15 protein-coding genes are annotated in these 16,021 nt (G+C 66.7%); 12 read left to right on the top strand and 3 right to left on the bottom strand.

What is annotated here, in order from left to right:
* The first annotated feature begins 112 nt into the window (after positions 1-112).
* The 3 genes from AC0QTQ_RS13370 (at position 113) to AC0QTQ_RS13360 (ending at position 2,046) form a co-directional block, all read left to right on the top strand.
* Positions 113-856 carry an alpha/beta hydrolase gene (locus tag AC0QTQ_RS13370; protein ID WP_480256983.1) on the top strand — a complete coding sequence of 248 codons (744 nt, stop codon included), beginning with the start codon at positions 113-115 and terminating at the stop codon, positions 854-856.
* 108 nt (positions 857-964) lie between these two features.
* Positions 965-1,675: an alpha/beta fold hydrolase gene (locus AC0QTQ_RS13365; protein WP_121534356.1), complete on the top strand. Its 711-nt coding sequence runs from the start codon at positions 965-967 to the stop codon at positions 1,673-1,675.
* 110 nt (positions 1,676-1,785) lie between these two features.
* The gene (locus AC0QTQ_RS13360) at positions 1,786-2,046 is read left to right on the top strand and encodes a hypothetical protein (protein WP_480256982.1); all 261 of its coding nucleotides are present in this window, start codon (positions 1,786-1,788) and stop codon (positions 2,044-2,046) included.
* 18 nt (positions 2,047-2,064) lie between these two features.
* Here the strand turns inward: AC0QTQ_RS13360 and ilvN are convergent, their stop codons facing one another.
* Together ilvN and AC0QTQ_RS13350 are read right to left on the bottom strand one after the other, a co-directional pair.
* Positions 2,065-2,625 carry an acetolactate synthase small subunit gene (gene ilvN / locus AC0QTQ_RS13355; RefSeq protein ID WP_480256981.1) on the bottom strand — a complete coding sequence of 187 codons (561 nt, stop codon included), beginning with the start codon at positions 2,623-2,625 and terminating at the stop codon, positions 2,065-2,067.
* 80 nt (positions 2,626-2,705) lie between these two features.
* Positions 2,706-4,451 (bottom strand): acetolactate synthase 3 large subunit, encoded by a 1,746-nt coding sequence (locus tag AC0QTQ_RS13350; RefSeq protein WP_480256980.1) that lies wholly within the window; start codon positions 4,449-4,451, stop codon positions 2,706-2,708.
* A 744-nt stretch (positions 4,452-5,195) separates the two neighbouring features.
* On the opposite strand from AC0QTQ_RS13350, the gene AC0QTQ_RS13345 reads away from it, so the two are divergent.
* The 6 genes from AC0QTQ_RS13345 (at position 5,196) to AC0QTQ_RS13320 (ending at position 11,384) form a co-directional block, all read left to right on the top strand.
* A complete protein-coding gene (locus tag AC0QTQ_RS13345) occupies positions 5,196-5,765 on the top strand; it encodes a TRAP transporter small permease subunit (RefSeq protein ID WP_480256979.1) in 570 nt (189 codons plus the stop codon).
* A complete protein-coding gene (locus AC0QTQ_RS13340) occupies positions 5,765-7,648 on the top strand; it encodes a TRAP transporter large permease (RefSeq protein ID WP_480256978.1) in 1,884 nt (627 codons plus the stop codon). The genes AC0QTQ_RS13345 and AC0QTQ_RS13340 overlap by 1 nt, the downstream gene beginning before the upstream one ends.
* A gap of 232 nt (positions 7,649-7,880) precedes the next feature.
* On the top strand, positions 7,881-9,434 hold the full coding sequence (locus tag AC0QTQ_RS13335) for an acyl-CoA carboxylase subunit beta (protein WP_480256977.1): 1,554 nt from the start codon (positions 7,881-7,883) through the stop codon (positions 9,432-9,434).
* A 10-nt stretch (positions 9,435-9,444) separates the two neighbouring features.
* Positions 9,445-9,849 (top strand): OadG family transporter subunit, encoded by a 405-nt coding sequence (locus AC0QTQ_RS13330; protein ID WP_480256976.1) that lies wholly within the window; start codon positions 9,445-9,447, stop codon positions 9,847-9,849.
* A complete protein-coding gene (locus AC0QTQ_RS13325; protein ID WP_480256975.1) occupies positions 9,846-10,235 on the top strand; it encodes a biotin/lipoyl-containing protein in 390 nt (129 codons plus the stop codon). The genes AC0QTQ_RS13330 and AC0QTQ_RS13325 overlap by 4 nt, the downstream gene beginning before the upstream one ends.
* Positions 10,236-10,247: 12 nt before the next feature.
* The gene (locus tag AC0QTQ_RS13320; RefSeq protein ID WP_480256974.1) at positions 10,248-11,384 is read left to right on the top strand and encodes a sodium ion-translocating decarboxylase subunit beta; all 1,137 of its coding nucleotides are present in this window, start codon (positions 10,248-10,250) and stop codon (positions 11,382-11,384) included.
* 73 nt (positions 11,385-11,457) lie between these two features.
* Here AC0QTQ_RS13320 and phaZ read toward each other — a convergent pair whose 3' ends face one another.
* Complete coding sequence (phaZ, locus tag AC0QTQ_RS13315; protein WP_480256973.1) at positions 11,458-12,732, bottom strand: polyhydroxyalkanoate depolymerase; 1,275 nt, start codon at positions 12,730-12,732, stop codon at positions 11,458-11,460.
* A 104-nt stretch (positions 12,733-12,836) separates the two neighbouring features.
* On the opposite strand from phaZ, the gene phaC reads away from it, so the two are divergent.
* From phaC to phaR, 3 genes are all read left to right on the top strand, one after another.
* On the top strand, positions 12,837-14,630 hold the full coding sequence (phaC, locus tag AC0QTQ_RS13310; RefSeq protein ID WP_480256972.1) for a class I poly(R)-hydroxyalkanoic acid synthase: 1,794 nt from the start codon (positions 12,837-12,839) through the stop codon (positions 14,628-14,630).
* A 149-nt stretch (positions 14,631-14,779) separates the two neighbouring features.
* Positions 14,780-15,235, top strand: a complete 456-nt coding sequence (locus tag AC0QTQ_RS13305; RefSeq protein WP_480256971.1) for a phasin family protein — start codon at positions 14,780-14,782, stop codon at positions 15,233-15,235.
* 143 nt (positions 15,236-15,378) lie between these two features.
* Positions 15,379-15,942 carry a polyhydroxyalkanoate synthesis repressor PhaR gene (phaR, locus tag AC0QTQ_RS13300; RefSeq protein WP_480256970.1) on the top strand — a complete coding sequence of 188 codons (564 nt, stop codon included), beginning with the start codon at positions 15,379-15,381 and terminating at the stop codon, positions 15,940-15,942.
* The last annotated feature ends 79 nt before the right edge of the window (positions 15,943-16,021 follow it).

The following is a 16,021-nucleotide window of genomic DNA, read 5'->3' as shown; positions in this document are numbered from 1 at the left end:
CGCCTTTGCCCGCAGGGATAGGGGCGCGCGCGGCGTTTGTCGATGCCCGGGCGGGGCGCAGCTTGAGCCTGCGACCGCGCGCCGCTAGGGTGGCGGCGACCGGAGGCAGACCATGACCGATTTCATCACCACGCCCGAGGGGCGCCGCATCGCCTATAACCGCTCGGCCGGCGAGGGGCCGGGCATCGTCTTCCTGCACGGGCTGAAATCCGACATGGAGGGGTTCAAGGCGCTGGCGCTCGAGGCCTGGGCGCAGGCGCAGGGGCGCGCCTTCCTGCGGCTCGACGTCTCGGGGCACGGCGCCTCGGGCGGTGTCTTCGAGGACGGCGCGATCGGCGACTGGTTCGAGGATGCCCGCGCCGCGATCCGCGCGCTGTGCACCGGGCCGCAGGTGGTGGTGGGCTCGTCGATGGGCGGCTGGCTGGCGCTGCTGCTGGCCCGCGACTGCCCCGATCTGGTGGCGGGGCTCGTCACCATCGCCGGCGCCCCCGATTTCACCGAGGACGGCTATGTCGCCTCCTTCACCCCCGCGCAGGCCGCGGCGCTCGAGGCACAGGGCTATGTCGATCTGCCCTCGGAATATGGCGCGCCCTATCGCATCACCCGCCGCCTGATCGAGGAGGCGCGCGGCCGGCTGGTGCTGCGCGATCCGCTGCGGCTCGCCATTCCGGCGCGTTTCCTGCAGGGCACGGCCGATACCGCGGTGCCGGTGTCGGTGGCGCTGCGGCTGTTCGAACATGCCGAGGGCGCCGATATCCGCCTGACGCTGGTCAAGGGCACCGATCACCGCTTCTCCGACCCGGACGATCTGCGCCTGATCGAGGCGACGGTGGGCGAGGTGCTGTCGCGCCTGTGATCCGCGGAACCTTGCCCGCCGTGCCGTGCATGGGGTTTCCCCCGCCGCCGATCCGGGGCACACTGGCGTCAAGAGCGCCACAGGCGCCACAGGCAGAGGTGAGCAGGCATGACGGCAGACCCGCTGGTCTTCCTTCCGGGATTCTTGTGTGACGCAAGGCTGTTCTGGCATCAGATCCTCGATTTCTCGGCCGATCGCACGGTGATTGCGGCGCCGCTTCTGGGCGCCTCGGTCGAGGAGATGGCCGAGACGGTGCTCGCGACGCTGCCGCCGCGCTTCTCGCTCGTCGGGCACTGGCTGGGCGGGCTCGTGGCGATGGAGATCCTGCGCCGCGCCCCCGACCGGGTGGCAGAGATCGCGCTGATCGACGTCTCGCCGCTCTCCGAAAGCCCGCAGGCCGCCGCGATGCGCGAACAGCGCATCGTCAAGGCCCGCGCCGGACGCCTCGACGAGATGGTGCTCGAGGAGATCCCCGCCACCGCGCTTGCCCCCGGCGAGGGGCGCGAGGCGGTGCAGGCGCTGCTGCTCGAGATGGCCGACGCCTTCGGCCCCGAGGGGTTCGCCCGGCAAAGCCGCGCCCTGATGCGCCGCCCCGACCAGCAGCGCGCGTTGCGCAATACCCGCGTCCGGGCAATGCTGATCTGCGGCGAGCACGACACGATCTGTCCGCCCCGCCGGCACGAGTTCCTGGCCGAGCTGATGCCGCATGCCGCGTTCCGGCTGATCCCCGCCGCGGGGCATCTGAGCCCGCTCGAGCGCCCGCTCGAGGTCACCCGGGCGCTGCGCGACTGGCTCGACGCGCCGCTGCTGTTGCGCTGAGGGCAAGTTGATGTTTCGAAACCCGATGACATGCGCTAACATCGGCCGCAGGGGAGAGCTGCCTTTGGCGGCGCCGGTGCCGATTTTGGCTCCGGCAGGGAGGATGATTGATGAAAGGAATTGAGCTCTGCGTCGCGCGCAGCGGCAGGGAACGGATTGGTATCTGGAAGGCACGCCGCCGCGGCCCGGTTCTGGTCAGCGGCGGTTCGGCAAATGCGGGCGCGCTTTGCGTCGCCCGGGCCGCATTTTCACTCGTCGAATGCGAGGTGCATCTGCTGCGACGCATCTCGGAGGCACATCACAGCAGCGCGCTTGGCCGCATCGCGGAGCGCGCCGTGGCCGGCCTCGCAATGCCGGACGGCGGCCGCTGAGGCCGCCGCCGCTGTCGGTCAGATCCCGCGCGACAGCGCGGCCACGCCGGTGCGCGCCACATCGACCAGGCCCAGCGGCCGCATCAGCTCGGCGAAGGCGTCGATCTTCTCGGGCGTGCCGGTGACCTCGAAGACGAAGCTCTCGAGCGTGCTGTCGACCACGTTGGCGCGGAAGATATCGGCCAGACGCAGCGCCTCGACCCGCTTTTCGCCGGTGCCCTGCACCTTGAACAGGGCCAGTTCCCGCTCGACCGGCTGCGCCTCGATGGTCAGGTCGATCACCTCATGCACCGGCACGATGCGGCCAAGCTGCGCCTTGATCTGGTCGACCACCGCCATCGTGCCGCGCGTCACGATGGTGATGCGCGACCGGTGCCCCTTGTGGTCGATCTCGGCCACGGTGAGGCTGTCGATGTTGTAGCCGCGCCCAGAGAACAGGCCGATCACCCGCGCGAGCACGCCCGCCTCGTTGTCGACGATCACCGCAAGCGTGTGCGAGCTTTCGACTTCCGAATGGAAGTCGCGCAGGTCATAGGCGGAATGCGAGGTCGCGCCCTTCTTGATGTTCAGAGCGGCCATTGCCTCTCTCCTCTTGCAGAATTGCTTTCATCTTGCCCGAAATACCTCGGGGGTCCGGGGGCAGGGCCCCCGGCCTCGCGTCACACCAGCGCCGCACCCGACGTGAAGGCTTCGGCATCGGCCGAGAGCAGCATCTCGTTGTGCGGCTTGCCCGAGGGAATCATCGGGAAGCAGTTCTCGTGCTTCTCGACCAGGCAGTCGAACAGCACCGGCCCGTCATGTTCGAGCATCTCCATGATCGCATCGTCGAGATCCTTCGGGTCCGAGCAGACGATGCCCTTCCAGCCGAAGGCCTCGGCCAGCTTGGTGAAGTCGGGCAGGCTTTCCGACCAGCTCTGCGAATAGCGCCCGCCGTGCAGCAGGTCCTGCCATTGCCGCACCATGCCGAGCCGCTCGTTGTTCAGGATGAACTGCTTCACCGGCACGCGGAACTGCGAGCAGGTGCCCATTTCCTGCATGTTCATCAGCCAGCTCGCCTCGCCGGCGACGTTGATGACGAGCGCGTCCGGATGGGCGATCTGCACCCCGATCGAGGCCGGGAAGCCATAGCCCATGGTGCCCAGCCCGCCCGAGGTCATCCAGCGGTTCGGCGCGTCGAAATGCAGGAACTGCGCCGCCCACATCTGGTGCTGGCCGACTTCGGTGGTGATGTAGCGATCGCGGCCCTTGGTCAGCGCCTCGAGCCGTTCGAGCGCATACTGCGGCTTGATGACGGTCTCGGAGCCCGCATAGGCGAGACAGCGGACCTTCTTCCACTCCTCGATCCGGCCCCACCATTTCGCCAGCCCCTCGCGGTTCACCTTGCGCCCGCGCGCCTTCCACACCTTCAGCACATCCTCGAGCACATGGCCGACATCGCCGATGATCGGCAGGTCGACACGCACGATCTTGTTGATCGAGGAGGCGTCGATATCGACATGCACCTTGGTCGACTTCGGCGAGAAGTCCGAGACGCGGCCGGTGATGCGGTCGTCGAAGCGGGCGCCGAGGTTGATCATCAGGTCGCAGTCATGCATCGCGAGGTTGGCCTCGTAGAGACCGTGCATGCCGAGCATCCCGAGCCAGTTCTTGCCCGAGGCGGGATAGGCGCCGAGCCCCATCAGCGTCGAGGTGATCGGGAAGCCCGTCGCATCGACCAGCTCGCACATCAGCTGGCTTGCCGCCGGCCCCGAGTTGATCACCCCGCCGCCGGTATAGAAGATCGGCCGCTCGGCGGTCTCCATCAGCTCGACGAGCCTGGTGATCGCCTCGATGTCGCCCTTGACCTTCGGCTGGTAATTCTCGGTGCGCGCCTGTTTCGGCCCGGTATAGGTGCCGGTGGCGAACTGCACGTCCTTCGGCAGGTCGATCAGCACCGGGCCCGGCCGGCCCGAGGTCGCCACGTGGAAGGCCTGATGGATCACCTCGGCCAGCTTGTCGGCGTCCTTCACCAGCCAGTTGTGCTTGGTGCAGGGGCGGGTGATGCCCACGGTGTCGGCCTCCTGGAAGCCGTCGGTGCCGATCATGAAGGTCGGCACCTGGCCCGAGAAGACGACGAGCGGGATGCTGTCCATCAGCGCGTCGGTGAGCCCGGTCACCGCATTCGTCGCGCCCGGACCCGAGGTCACCAGCACGCAGCCCGGCTTGCCGGTCGAGCGGGCATAGCCCTCGGCCATGTGCACCGCAGCCTGCTCGTGGCGGACCAGGATGTGACGGATGTCGTTTTGCTGGAAGATCGCGTCATAGATCGGAAGGACGGCGCCGCCCGGGTAGCCGAAGATCGTGTCGACCCCCTGATCCTTCAGCGCCTGCACCACCATTTCCGCGCCGGTCATCTGCCGTGACATCTTTCTCTCCATTCACCGGGGCGCGCAGCCCCCAACCCGTTTCGCAACAAAAAGCCCTCGCTTTGCTGGCGAGGGCGCATGGGAACCATCATGGTCAAACCGTCACCGGCCCATGCGCGTGTCCCCTACGACGATAAGAAGCGAGAGCATCGCTGATCCTTTCCATTGCGTTGGGGCGGACATTAGGAGGGCCGGAACGGGGCGTCAACGGGAAATCCGCAAAGAAAGTGTCGCGCGGGCGTTCCGAACGTTGCGAAAATTGCGCAATCTGGCGATATGTGGGCAATAAAGCGAAAATTCCCGGGGTGTTGCGCGGAGGGCTGCGGGGCACCGGGACAATTTCGCGCACCGGCAACGGTGAGTCGGGGGCGCGGAAGGCGCCTCTGACGGGCGTTGGCGGGGGGCCGTGGGACCGAGCGGGGCCCGGGGCCGCAGCCGGACAGGGTCGGGCGGCCGCCCCGGGGACGCAGGCGCGCTCGGGGCGCGCTCCGATGGGCGCGTGGCGGGCCGCCGGGGAAGGGTTGCGAAAATGCCGGGATCGGCTTCCCGGATCTTCCGTCCAGCTTTCCTCTCGCGCAAGATAATGTTAACGGCACCCCTTGTCGGACGACTCTGTGCATGCCAGGGCAAACTGGTCAGGAAACACGACCAGATCGGCCAAATTTCTTGACCTGTGGCCAGAACCCGTCCAAGGAAATCGCAAGCCCCGGATCTGGGGGCGCAAAAAGGGAAGGGGAGGATGAGATGGGCGCTTTGCTGGCCCTTTCACGTCTGATCGACCGCATCAACGAGATCATCGGCAAATCCGTGTCGTGGCTCATCCTGATCGCGGTTCTGGTCAGCGCGGTCAACGCGACCGTTCGCAAGGTCTTCAACGTATCGTCGAACGCCTGGCTCGAGCTGCAATGGTATCTCTATGGCGCGGCCTTCCTGTTCGCTGCCGCCTATACGCTGAAGCAGAACGAGCACATCCGCATCGACATTCTCTATGGCGCCTGGTCGCGCCGCGTGCAGCACTGGATCGACCTCTTCGGCCACGTCTTCTTCCTGATGCCGATGGTCACGCTGATGATCTATCTGCTCTATCCCTACGTCATGCGCGCCTATATCTCGGGCGAGGTCTCGACCAACGCCGGCGGGCTGATCCTGTGGCCGGCGAAGGCCCTGTTGCTGTTCGGCTTCGCGCAGATGTTCGCGCAGGGCCTGTCCGAGATCATCAAGAAGATCGCGGTGATCCGCGGCGATCTGGCCGATCCCTTCCCCGCGACCGGCCATCACGGCCATGATGCGATCGAGCAGGAGGAGGCGCTCTGATGATGGAGCTCATCGCCCAGAACATGGCGCCGATCATGTTCATCTCGCTGATCTTCTTCCTCCTGCTCGGCTATCCGGTGGCGTTCTCGCTGGCCGCGAACGGGCTTTTGTTCTTCATCATCGGGGTCGAGCTGGCGCCGCTGTCCGGGGGCTCGATCAACCTCAGCTGGCCGCTTCTGAACGCGATGCCGGAACGGTTCTGGGGGGTGCTCAGCAATGACACATTGCTGGCCATTCCCTTCTTCACCTTCATGGGGATCGTGCTCGAGAAATCCGGCATGGCCGAGGATCTGCTCGACACCATCGGCCAGCTCTTCGGCCCGATCCGCGGCGGTCTGGCCTATGCGGTGATCATCGTCGGCGCGCTGCTGGCCGCCACCACCGGCGTCGTCGCCGCCTCGGTGATCGCGATGGGGCTGATCTCGCTGCCGATCATGCTGCGCTATGGCTATGACCGGCGCATCGCCTCGGGTGTCATCGCCGCCTCGGGCACGCTTGCCCAGATCATCCCGCCCTCGCTCGTGCTGATCGTGCTGGCCGACCAGCTCGGCCGCTCGGTGGGCGACATGTACAAGGGCGCGCTGATCCCCTCGATCGTGCTGACGGCGATCTATCTGGGCTATGTCCTCCTGATGTCGATCATCCGGCCGCAGTCGATGCCCGCGCTGCCGAAGGAGGCGCGCACGCTGGGCTCGGGCGTGACGTCGCTCGTCGTCGCGCTGGCCCTTGGCGGGGCGATCTTCTACGGGACCTTCCGCTGGTTCGACACCGGCACCAATGCCGCCAATGCCGAGATGCTGGCCGCCGCCGTCGCGGTGATCGTCGTCTATGTGCTGGCGCTGCTCGACAAGACGCTGAAGATCAACGTGATGAGCCGGCTGGCGCAGCAGGTGGTGATCGTGCTGATCCCGCCGCTCGCACTGATCTTCCTCGTGCTCGGCACCATCTTCCTCGGCATCGCGACGCCGACCGAAGGCGGCGCCATGGGGGCGGTCGGCGCGCTGCTGCTGTCGGCGGTGAAAAACCGGCTGACCTTCCCGGTGGTGCGCGACGCGCTGGCCGCCACCACGCGGCTCTCGGCTTTCGTGATGTTCATCCTGCTGGGCGCGCGGGTGTTCTCGCTCACCTTCTATGGCGTGAACGGGCATCTGTGGGTCGAGCATCTGCTGACCTCGCTGCCGGGGGGCGAGCTGGGCTTCCTCGTCGTCGTCTCGCTGCTGGTCTTCTTCCTCGCCTTCTTCCTCGACTTCTTCGAGCTCGCCTTCATCATCGTGCCGCTGCTGGCGCCGGCCGCCGACGCGATGGGGATCGACCTGATCTGGTTCGGCGTGATCCTCGGCGTGAACATGCAGACCTCCTTCATGCACCCGCCCTTCGGCTTCGCGCTGTTCTTCCTGCGCTCGGTGGCGCCGAAGGAGGCCTATGTCGACAAGCTGACGGGGCGGAAGATCGAGGCGGTGAAGACCTCGCACATCTACTGGGGGGCGGTGCCCTTCGTGGCGATCCAGATCGCGATGATCGGGATCGTCGTGGCCTTCCCGGGGCTGGTGATGCACTACAAGGGCAAGCCGGTCGATACCTCGAACGTCAGCTACACGCTGCCGACGATGCCGGGGCTTGGCGGCCTCGGCGCGCCGGGTGCGGCCCCGGGCGGCATTCCCGCGCCGGGCGGGCTCGGCCTGCCGCCGATCGGCGCCCCGGGCGCGGCACCGGGATCGGCCCCGGGCGGTGGCCTGACGCTGGGCACGCCGACGCTGGGCGGCCCGCCGCCCGGCCTTGGCGGCGCCGCGCCGGCGACCCCGGCACCGGCCCCGCAGGAGGGTGCAAGCTCGGGCGTGCCGGCCCCGATGGGCTTGGGCGGCGCCCCGATCACCGGAAACTGAGACCACGCGGCGGCCTTCGGGCCGCCGCTTTCGTTTTGCCGCCCGCCCGCCGCAGTGCCGCGACATTCTCGCTGCGGTTGCACAAGATTCGTGCCGTCAACCCTTTATCTGGCGCGCGCTTCGGGGCAAGCTCTTGCACGGGGCAGGGGGCGCGGCCAGTCTGGGCGCGAACAGTCCCCTTCGGCAGATGCCGCGCCGACCCGGTGCGGCCAGAGACAAAGACGGTTTCAACATGGCGATTTCCAAGGCACTTGCGGACGAGTTGGAACGGCGGCGCGCGGTTGCGCTGGCAGGCGGCGGCAAGAAGAAGGCCGAGGATCGCCACGCCGAGGGGCGGATGACCGCGCGCGAGCGGATCGAGGCGCTGTTCTCGCCGGGCACCTTTCAGGAGTTCGGCCTGCACGCGCGCCACAACACCCGCCACTTCGGCATGGAAACGCGCGAGATCCCGGGCGATGGCGTGATCACCGGCACGGGCTTCGTCGATGGCCGGCCCGTCGCCGCCTTCAGCCAGGACTTCACCGTCTCGGGCGGCTCGCTGGGCGAGATCCACGCGAAGAAGATCTGTCACACCCTCGACCACGCGGGCAAGGCCGGGGTGCCGATCATCGGCTTCAACGATTCGGGCGGGGCGCGGATCCAGGAAGGCGTCGGCGCGCTCTCGGCCTATGGCCAGGTGTTCTACCGCAACGTCCAGCTCTCGGGCGTGGTGCCGCAGATCTCGGTGATCGCCGGGCCCTGCGCGGGCGGCGCCGCCTATTCACCGGCGCTGACCGATTTCACCATCATGACCCGCGAGCACGCGCAGATGTTCATCTGCGGCCCCGAGGTGATCCGCGCCGTCACCGGCCAGGCGACCAGCATGGACGAGATCGGTTCGGCCGAGGTGCAGGCCTCGGTTGCCGGCAACATCCATTTCATCGCCGAGGATGACGCCCATGCCGTGGCGCTGGTGCACCGGCTGCTGTCCTTCCTGCCCTCGAACAACATGATGGACCCGCCGCACCGGTTCGAGCCCGAGCTCGCCATCGCCGACGACCCGGTGCTCGACGATCTGGTGCCCGAGGACCCGAAGACCCCGTTCGACTGCCGCAAGGTGATCGAGCGGCTGGCCGACGAGGGCGATTTCCTCGAGGTGATGGCGGAATTCGCCGCGAATATCGTCATCGGCTTCGGCCGGATCGGCGGCATCGTGGTGGGCTTCGTCGCGAACCAGCCGATGGTGAAGGCCGGGGCGCTCGACATCGACGCCTCGGACAAGGCGGCGCGTTTCGTTCGGTTCTGCAACATCTTCAACATCCCGCTGGTGACGCTGGTCGATGTACCCGGCTTCCTGCCCGGCGTGCACGAGGAACGGCGCGGCATCATCCGCCACGGCGCGAAGATGCTGTTCTCCTATGCCTCCTCGACGGTGCCGAAGATCACCGTCATCATGCGCAAGGCCTATGGCGGCGCCTATATCGCGATGTGCAGCCAGGACATGGGGGCGGATCGGGTCCTCGCCTGGCCCTCGGCCGAGATCGCGGTGATGGGCGCCGAGGGGGCGGTGAACATCCTCTACCGCAAGGAGCTGTCCGAGGCCGAGGACAAGCGCGCCAGGGCCAAGGAGCTGGCCGATGAATACCGCGCCGAATTCGCCTCGCCCTATCTCTCGGCCGGGATGCTCTTCGTGTCGGACGTGATCCAGCCGCGCCAGACCCGCTCGGCGATCGCGCTGGCGCTGCGCGGGCTGATGTCGAAACGCGAGACGCGGCCGCCGAAGAAGCACGGCAACATCCCGCTGTAAGGACCTGGCCATGCTCGACAATCTTGAACTGATCGGCACGGGATTCACGGTGGTGATGATGGTGCTCGCGTCGCTGTGGGGGATGAGCGCGCTGGTCGGGCGCGCCTTCACCCGCGCCGCCGCCGCGCCGAAAGCTGCACCCCGCCCCGCCACCCCGGCGCCCGCGCCCGCGCCCGTGGTGGCGCCGGGCGTGCCGCCCCACCACCTCGTCGCGATCGCCGCGGCGGTGGCCGAGACGCTGGGGGCGGGGGTGCGCATCACCCGCGTCGCGGCCCCCGGCCACAAGGTCGAGGGCTGGCCGATGGAAGGCCGGATCGAGACCTTCACCGCGCATCGCATCCGCACCGACTGGGGCCCGACGCGGCCCACGCTCGGCGGCGAAACCCCCGACATCCTGAGAGGACATCAGCCATGAAACGCTTGCGGATCACTGTCGAAGGCATCGCCTATGAGGTGACGGTCGAGGAGCTGGACGCGGCCCCCGCCGCGGCGCCCGTGACCCCGGTTGCCGCGCCCCGGCCCGCAGCCCCCGCCGCACCGAAGCCCGCGACCGCCCCGGTCGTGGCGGCGCCCGCGGCGCCTGCCGGGCCCGGTTCGGTGCCCAGCCCGCTGGCCGGCACCGTGGTCAGCGTCGCCGTCTCGGTCGGCCAGACCGTCGCCGCGGGCGAGGTGCTGCTTGTCCTCGAGGCGATGAAGATGAACACCAACATCGGCGCGCCGCAGGCCGGCACGGTGAGCGCGGTGAACGTCGTCCCCGGCGCCACCGTGACCGAGGGGCAGATCCTCGTCACCCTGGCCTGACGGGAGACCGAGATGGAGGGCTCGAAGCTCGAACAGCTCTGGTCGCTCACTGCGATCCCCGACGTCACCTGGCAGATGGTGGTGATGTGGGCGGTGGTCGCGGTGCTTTTCTACCTTGCGGTCTGGCGCCAGTTCGAACCGCTGCTGCTGATCCCGATCGCCTTCGGCGCGCTTCTGGCCAACCTGCCGACCGAGGGGCTGGTGAACCTGCCCGCGAACGGCGAGGCCGGCGGGCTTTTCTACTACATCTCGCAGGGCGTGCGGCTCGAGATCTTCCCGCCGCTGATCTTCCTCGGCGTTGGGGCGCTCACCGATTTCGGCCCGCTGATCGCCAACCCCCGCACCCTTCTGCTGGGCGCGGCGGCACAGTTCGGCGTCTTCGCCACCTTCTTCGGGGCGACGATGATCGGCTTCACCCCGCAGGAGGCCTCGGCCATCGGCATCATCGGCGGGGCGGACGGTCCGACCTCGATCTTCCTGGCGAACAAGCTGGCGCCGCATCTGCTCGCCCCGATCGCGGTTGCCGCCTACAGCTACATGGCGCTGGTGCCGATGATCCAGCCGCCGATCATGCGCGCGCTGACCACCGAGGCCGAGCGCAAGATCCGGATGAAGTCGCTGCGCCCGGTGTCGCGTCTGGAGAAGCTGATCTTCGCCGGGCTGGTGACGGTGGTGGTGATCCTGCTCGTCCCCGCCGCCTCGGCGCTGATCGGGATGCTGATGCTCGGCAACTTCCTGCGCGAGAGCCTGGTGACCGAGCGGCTGACCAAGGCCGCGCAGAACGAGGTGATCAACGTCACCACCATCCTGCTCGGCACCTCGGTCGGCATCACCATGACCGGCGAGCGCTTCCTCGAGCCCTCGACGCTGAAGATCCTGGCGCTTGGCGTCGTGGCCTTCGGCGTGTCGACGGCGGCGGGGGTGCTGATGGCGAAGCTGATGAACCTCGTCTCGAAGACCAAGATCAACCCGCTGATCGGCTCGGCCGGGGTCTCGGCGGTGCCGATGGCGGCGCGGGTGAGCCACAACGAGGGCCAGCGCGCCGACCCGAACAACTATCTGCTGATGCACGCGATGGGGCCGAACGTGGCCGGCGTGATCGGCACGGCGGTGGTCGCGGGCTATTTCATCGCCTGGTTCGGCGGCTGATCCGGATCGCCCTTGGAAATGCAAAACGCGCCCCTTTTGGGGCGCGTTTTCGTTTCCGGACGGGGCAGGGGCCTCAGGCGGCGCGGACCGGCGGCTTGCGGCTGCCCTTCGGCGCCTCGGGGGCGTTGTCGTCGATGAACTGCAGCACCAGCGGGCGGATGTTCTTGCGCCAGCTCGAGCCCGCGAAGATGCCGTAATGGCCCGCGCCCGGTTCGAGGTGCTGGGCCTTCTTCGCCTCGGGCAGGCCGGTGCACAGGCCGAGCGCCGCGACGCATTGCCCGGGGGCCGAGATGTCGTCATTCGCGCCCTCGACGGTGTGCACCGCGACCGAGGTGATCTTGCCGATGTCGACGCGCTTGCCCTCGATGGTGAAGCGGTTCTGCGCGATCTCCAGCCCCTTGAAGATGCGGTCCACGGTCGAGAGATAGAACTCGGCCGTCATGTCCATCACCGAGAGGTATTCATCGTAGAAGATGTTGTGGTGATCGTGCTCGCTGCCCTCGCCCTTGGCCTCGGCGACGATCTTCTTCTGGAAGGCATCGGCGTGCTTTTCCATGTTCATCGAGATGAAGGAGGCGAGCTGCATCAGCCCGGGATAGACCATCCGCCCGGCGCCCTTGTACTTGAAGCCGACGCGCTGGATCACCAGCTGCTCGAGCTGGCCCATGGTGACGCGGCGGCCGAAATCGGTGACCTCGGTCGCGGCGGCGTCGGGGTCGATCGGGCCGCCGATGAGCGTCAGCGTGCGCGGCTGCGCGGCGGGGTCTTCCTCGGCCAGATAGGCGGTCGCGGCGAGCGTCAGCGGCGCCGGCTGGCACACCGCGATGACGTTGATGTCGGGCCCGAGGAAGCGCATGAAATCGACGAGGTAGAGGGTGTAATCCTCGATGTCGAACTTGCCCTCGCTCACCGGAATGTCGCGGGCGTTGTGCCAGTCCGTCACGTAGACTTCACAGTCGGGCAGCAGGCTCGCCACCGTGGAGCGGAGGAGAGTCGCATAATGGCCCGACATCGGGGCAACGAGGAGCACCCGGCGCGCCATCGGCGCGCGGCCCTGCACCTTGAAATGCACGAGCGACCCGAAGGGCTTGTCGAGCAGCGTCTCGACCTCGACGGTGTGGTCGCGGCCATCGGCGCCGGGGATCGAGCGGATCCCCCAGTCGGGCTTGATGACCATGCGCGCAAAGCTGCGCTCGGTCACCCGGCCCCAGGCCGAGAGCAGTTTGAACATCGGATGCGGCGTCAGACCCCAGACCGGGTAGGAGGCCATGGCGCGCGCCGAAGCACCCATCCACTCGTTCGTGTTCCTGATGGTCTCCATCAGGTCGTAGCTCATCATGCCCTTCATCGTAACGCCCTCGTCCGAGTGAAAAATCCCTCAAAACGCCGCTTTACGCTTCCCCGAAGGCGACGTTATGCTCCCCTTGATTAGATTAGGGAGGATTGATCGTTATGACAACAAGAGACGAGGTCCCCGTTGCTGCATCGCAGCAAATGAAGGATAATCTCGCGAAGATCGAAGCCCTGACTCAACGCCTGGTTGATGCCCTGGCGAAGAAACGTCCGCCGAATCCGGCGATCGACGGGCCCGGCCTCGACCTTTATCTGAACACCAGTGCGGCCCTCCTCAAGGAACTCGCCGAGAACCCCTCGAAGATCCTCGAGGCCCAGGTGAACTACTGGGGCCAGGCGATGAAGCATTACGTCGAGGCGACGCATGCGCTGGCGCAGGGCGCGTTCAAGGCGCCGCCCGATCCGGGCCCGAAGGACCGCCGCTTCACCAACCCGCTGTGGGACACCCACCCCTATTTCAACTTCGTCAAGCAGCAGTATCTGATTTCGGCGAAGGCGATGGAGGATGCGGTCGATCGCATCGAGGGGCTCGACCCGGTCGACCGCCGCCGGCTGACCTATTTCACCAAGCAGATCGTCGACATGATGGCGCCGACGAACTTCCTCGCCACCAATCCCGACGCGCTGGAGAAGGCGGTGGCGACCGAGGGGGCGAGCCTGGTGCAGGGGCTCGAGAACCTGGTGCGCGACGTCGAGGAGAACAAGGGCGAGCTGATCGTCACGTTGTCCGACAAGAACGCCTTCGCGGTCGGCAAGAACATCGGCACCGCCGAGGGCTCGGTGGTGTTCCGCAACCGGATGTTCGAGCTGATCCAGTACAAGCCGACCACCGAGAAGGTGCACCGCACGCCGCTGATCATCTTCCCGCCGTGGATCAACAAGTTCTACATCCTCGACCTGAAGCCGGCGAATTCGCTCATTCGCTGGATCGTCGATCAGGGCTTCACCCTGTTCGTGGTCAGCTGGAAGAACCCCGACGCAAGCTATGCCGATGTCGGCATGGACACCTATGTGAGCGAGGGCTATCTGACCGCGATCGAGCAGGTGAAGGAGATCACCGGCGAGAAGAAGGTGAACGCGGTCGGCTATTGCATCGCCGGCACCACGCTCAGCCTGACGCTTGCCCTGCTCGAGAAGCGCAAGGACAAGTCGGTCAACTCGGCCACCTTCCTGACCACGCTGACCGACTTCTCGGACCAGGGCGAATTCACCGCCTATCTGCAGGACGATTTCGTCGGCGGCATCGAGCATCTGATCAAGCAGCAGGGCGTGCTGGCTGCAAGCTTCATGCAGCGCACCTTCTCCTTCCTGCGCGCGAACGACCTGATCTATGCGCCGGCGATCCGCTCCTACATGATGGGCGAGGCGCCGCCGGCCTTCGACCTGCTCTACTGGAACGGTGATTCGACGAATCTGCCCGGGCGGATGGCGGTCGAGTATCTGCGTGGGCTGTGCCAGGAGGACCGATTCACCACCAAGGGCTTCCCGCTTCTGGGCGAGACGGTGAAGATCTCCGAGGTCAAGGTGCCGCTTTGCGCGCTCGCCTGCGAGACCGACCACATCGCGCCCTGGATCGCCTCGTTCAACGGCATGGCGCAGATGGGATCGGCCGACAAGACCTTCATCCTGTCGGAATCGGGCCATGTCGCCGGGGTGGTGAACCCGCCGACGAAGAAGAAATACGGCCATTACACCTCCGAGGCGCCGATCGAGGACCCGAACGAGTGGAAGGCGAAGGCGACCTATCACGAGGGCAGCTGGTGGCCGACCTGGGGCGCGTGGCTGGCCGAACGTTCTGGCGCGATGGTCGCGGCGCGGGTTCCGGGGGATGCGAAGCACCCCGAACTGTGTCCGGCGCCGGGCACCTATGTGAGCGAGGTGGTGACTGCCTGATCGGGCAGCACTGATTCACCCAAAGGTTGAAAATTTTCTGCGGCGCAGCATATTTCTCTTGAAATGCTGCGCCGCAGCATTTATAACTGTCAGTAAGCGAAGGGGCCCTCGCCCATCCCACACCCGGGCCCGCAGATCGGAGCAAGAAAATGGCCAAGACCCAGGACTTCACCAAGATCATGCAGGACATGATGTCGTCGATGCCGATCGACGCGACCAAATTCCAGGACAGCTTCAAGGCGCAGACCGCGCTTGGCGAGAAGATCGCGAAGGTTGCCCTCGACGCCGCCGAGAAGTCGACCGAAGTGACTTCCAAGTGGGCCAAGGACACGATCGCCAAGGTCGGTTCGCTCGCCAAGTCGAAGGAAGAGCCCGCGGAATACGCCAAGGCGATGAGCGACTTCGCGTCGGCCTCGGCCGAAATGGCCGCCGAAAACCTCGCCGCCTTCGCCGAGATCGCGAAGAAGGTGCAGATGGAAACCGTCGAGCTGATGCTGGCTGCCGGCAAGGACTTCTCGGAAGATGCGACCGCCGCGGTGAAGAAAGCCACCGAGGAAGTGACCGCCGCCGCGAAGAAGGCCACCACGGCCGCGGCCACGAAGTAAGAGAACCTCCCGCGACCCGGCTTCCTCCTCCCAGCCGGGACCGGACCTAAAGGGCAGGCCTTGGCCTGCCCTTTTCTTTTGTTGCTTTTGCCCGGGCACCGAATAATCTTGCTGCAATGCAGGAATACGCCCGGGAGGACACGATGGCCGAAGATGCAAAGCCCTTGCTGATCAAGCGCTATGCCAGCCGCAGGCTCTACAACACCGAGACCAGCGACTATGTCACGCTCGAGGACATCGCGAGCTTCATCCGCGAGGGGCGCGAGGTGCAGATTGTCGATCTGAAGACCGGCGACGACCTGACCCGGCAATACCTGCTGCAGATCATCGCCGAGCACGAGAGCCGCGGCGAGAACGTGCTGCCGGTCGATGTGCTGACCGATCTCGTGCGCAGCTACACCACCTCGGCGCAGTCGGTGGTGCCGCAATTCCTCGCCGCCTCCTTCGAGATGCTGCGCGAGGGGCAGTCGAAGATGATGGAGAACTTCTCCTCCTTCCCGAATCCGATGGCCTCGATGCCCGGTTTCGAGGCGCTGCAGCGTCAGCAGCAGGCGTTCCTGAAGTCGATGATGGCGGGCTGGAGCACGGCCGGTTCGACGGGGCCCGACGACGACACGGCGGCAAGCGACGCCGCGAAGGACCGCGAGGAACTGAGCACGATCAAGAAGCAGCTCGCGGACCTGCAATCGAAGCTGTCGAAACTCTGATCCGGACGAGGAGGGGGCGCTGCCCCCATGCCAAAGGGGGCCTCGCGGCCCCCTTCGTCATTCCCCCGGGGACTTTGTG

The organism is Paenirhodobacter sp. YD-8 (assembly GCF_056590935.1).
Note: the sequence above shows the minus strand (reverse complement) of the source record. Positions and strands in the feature narration are given on the sequence as shown.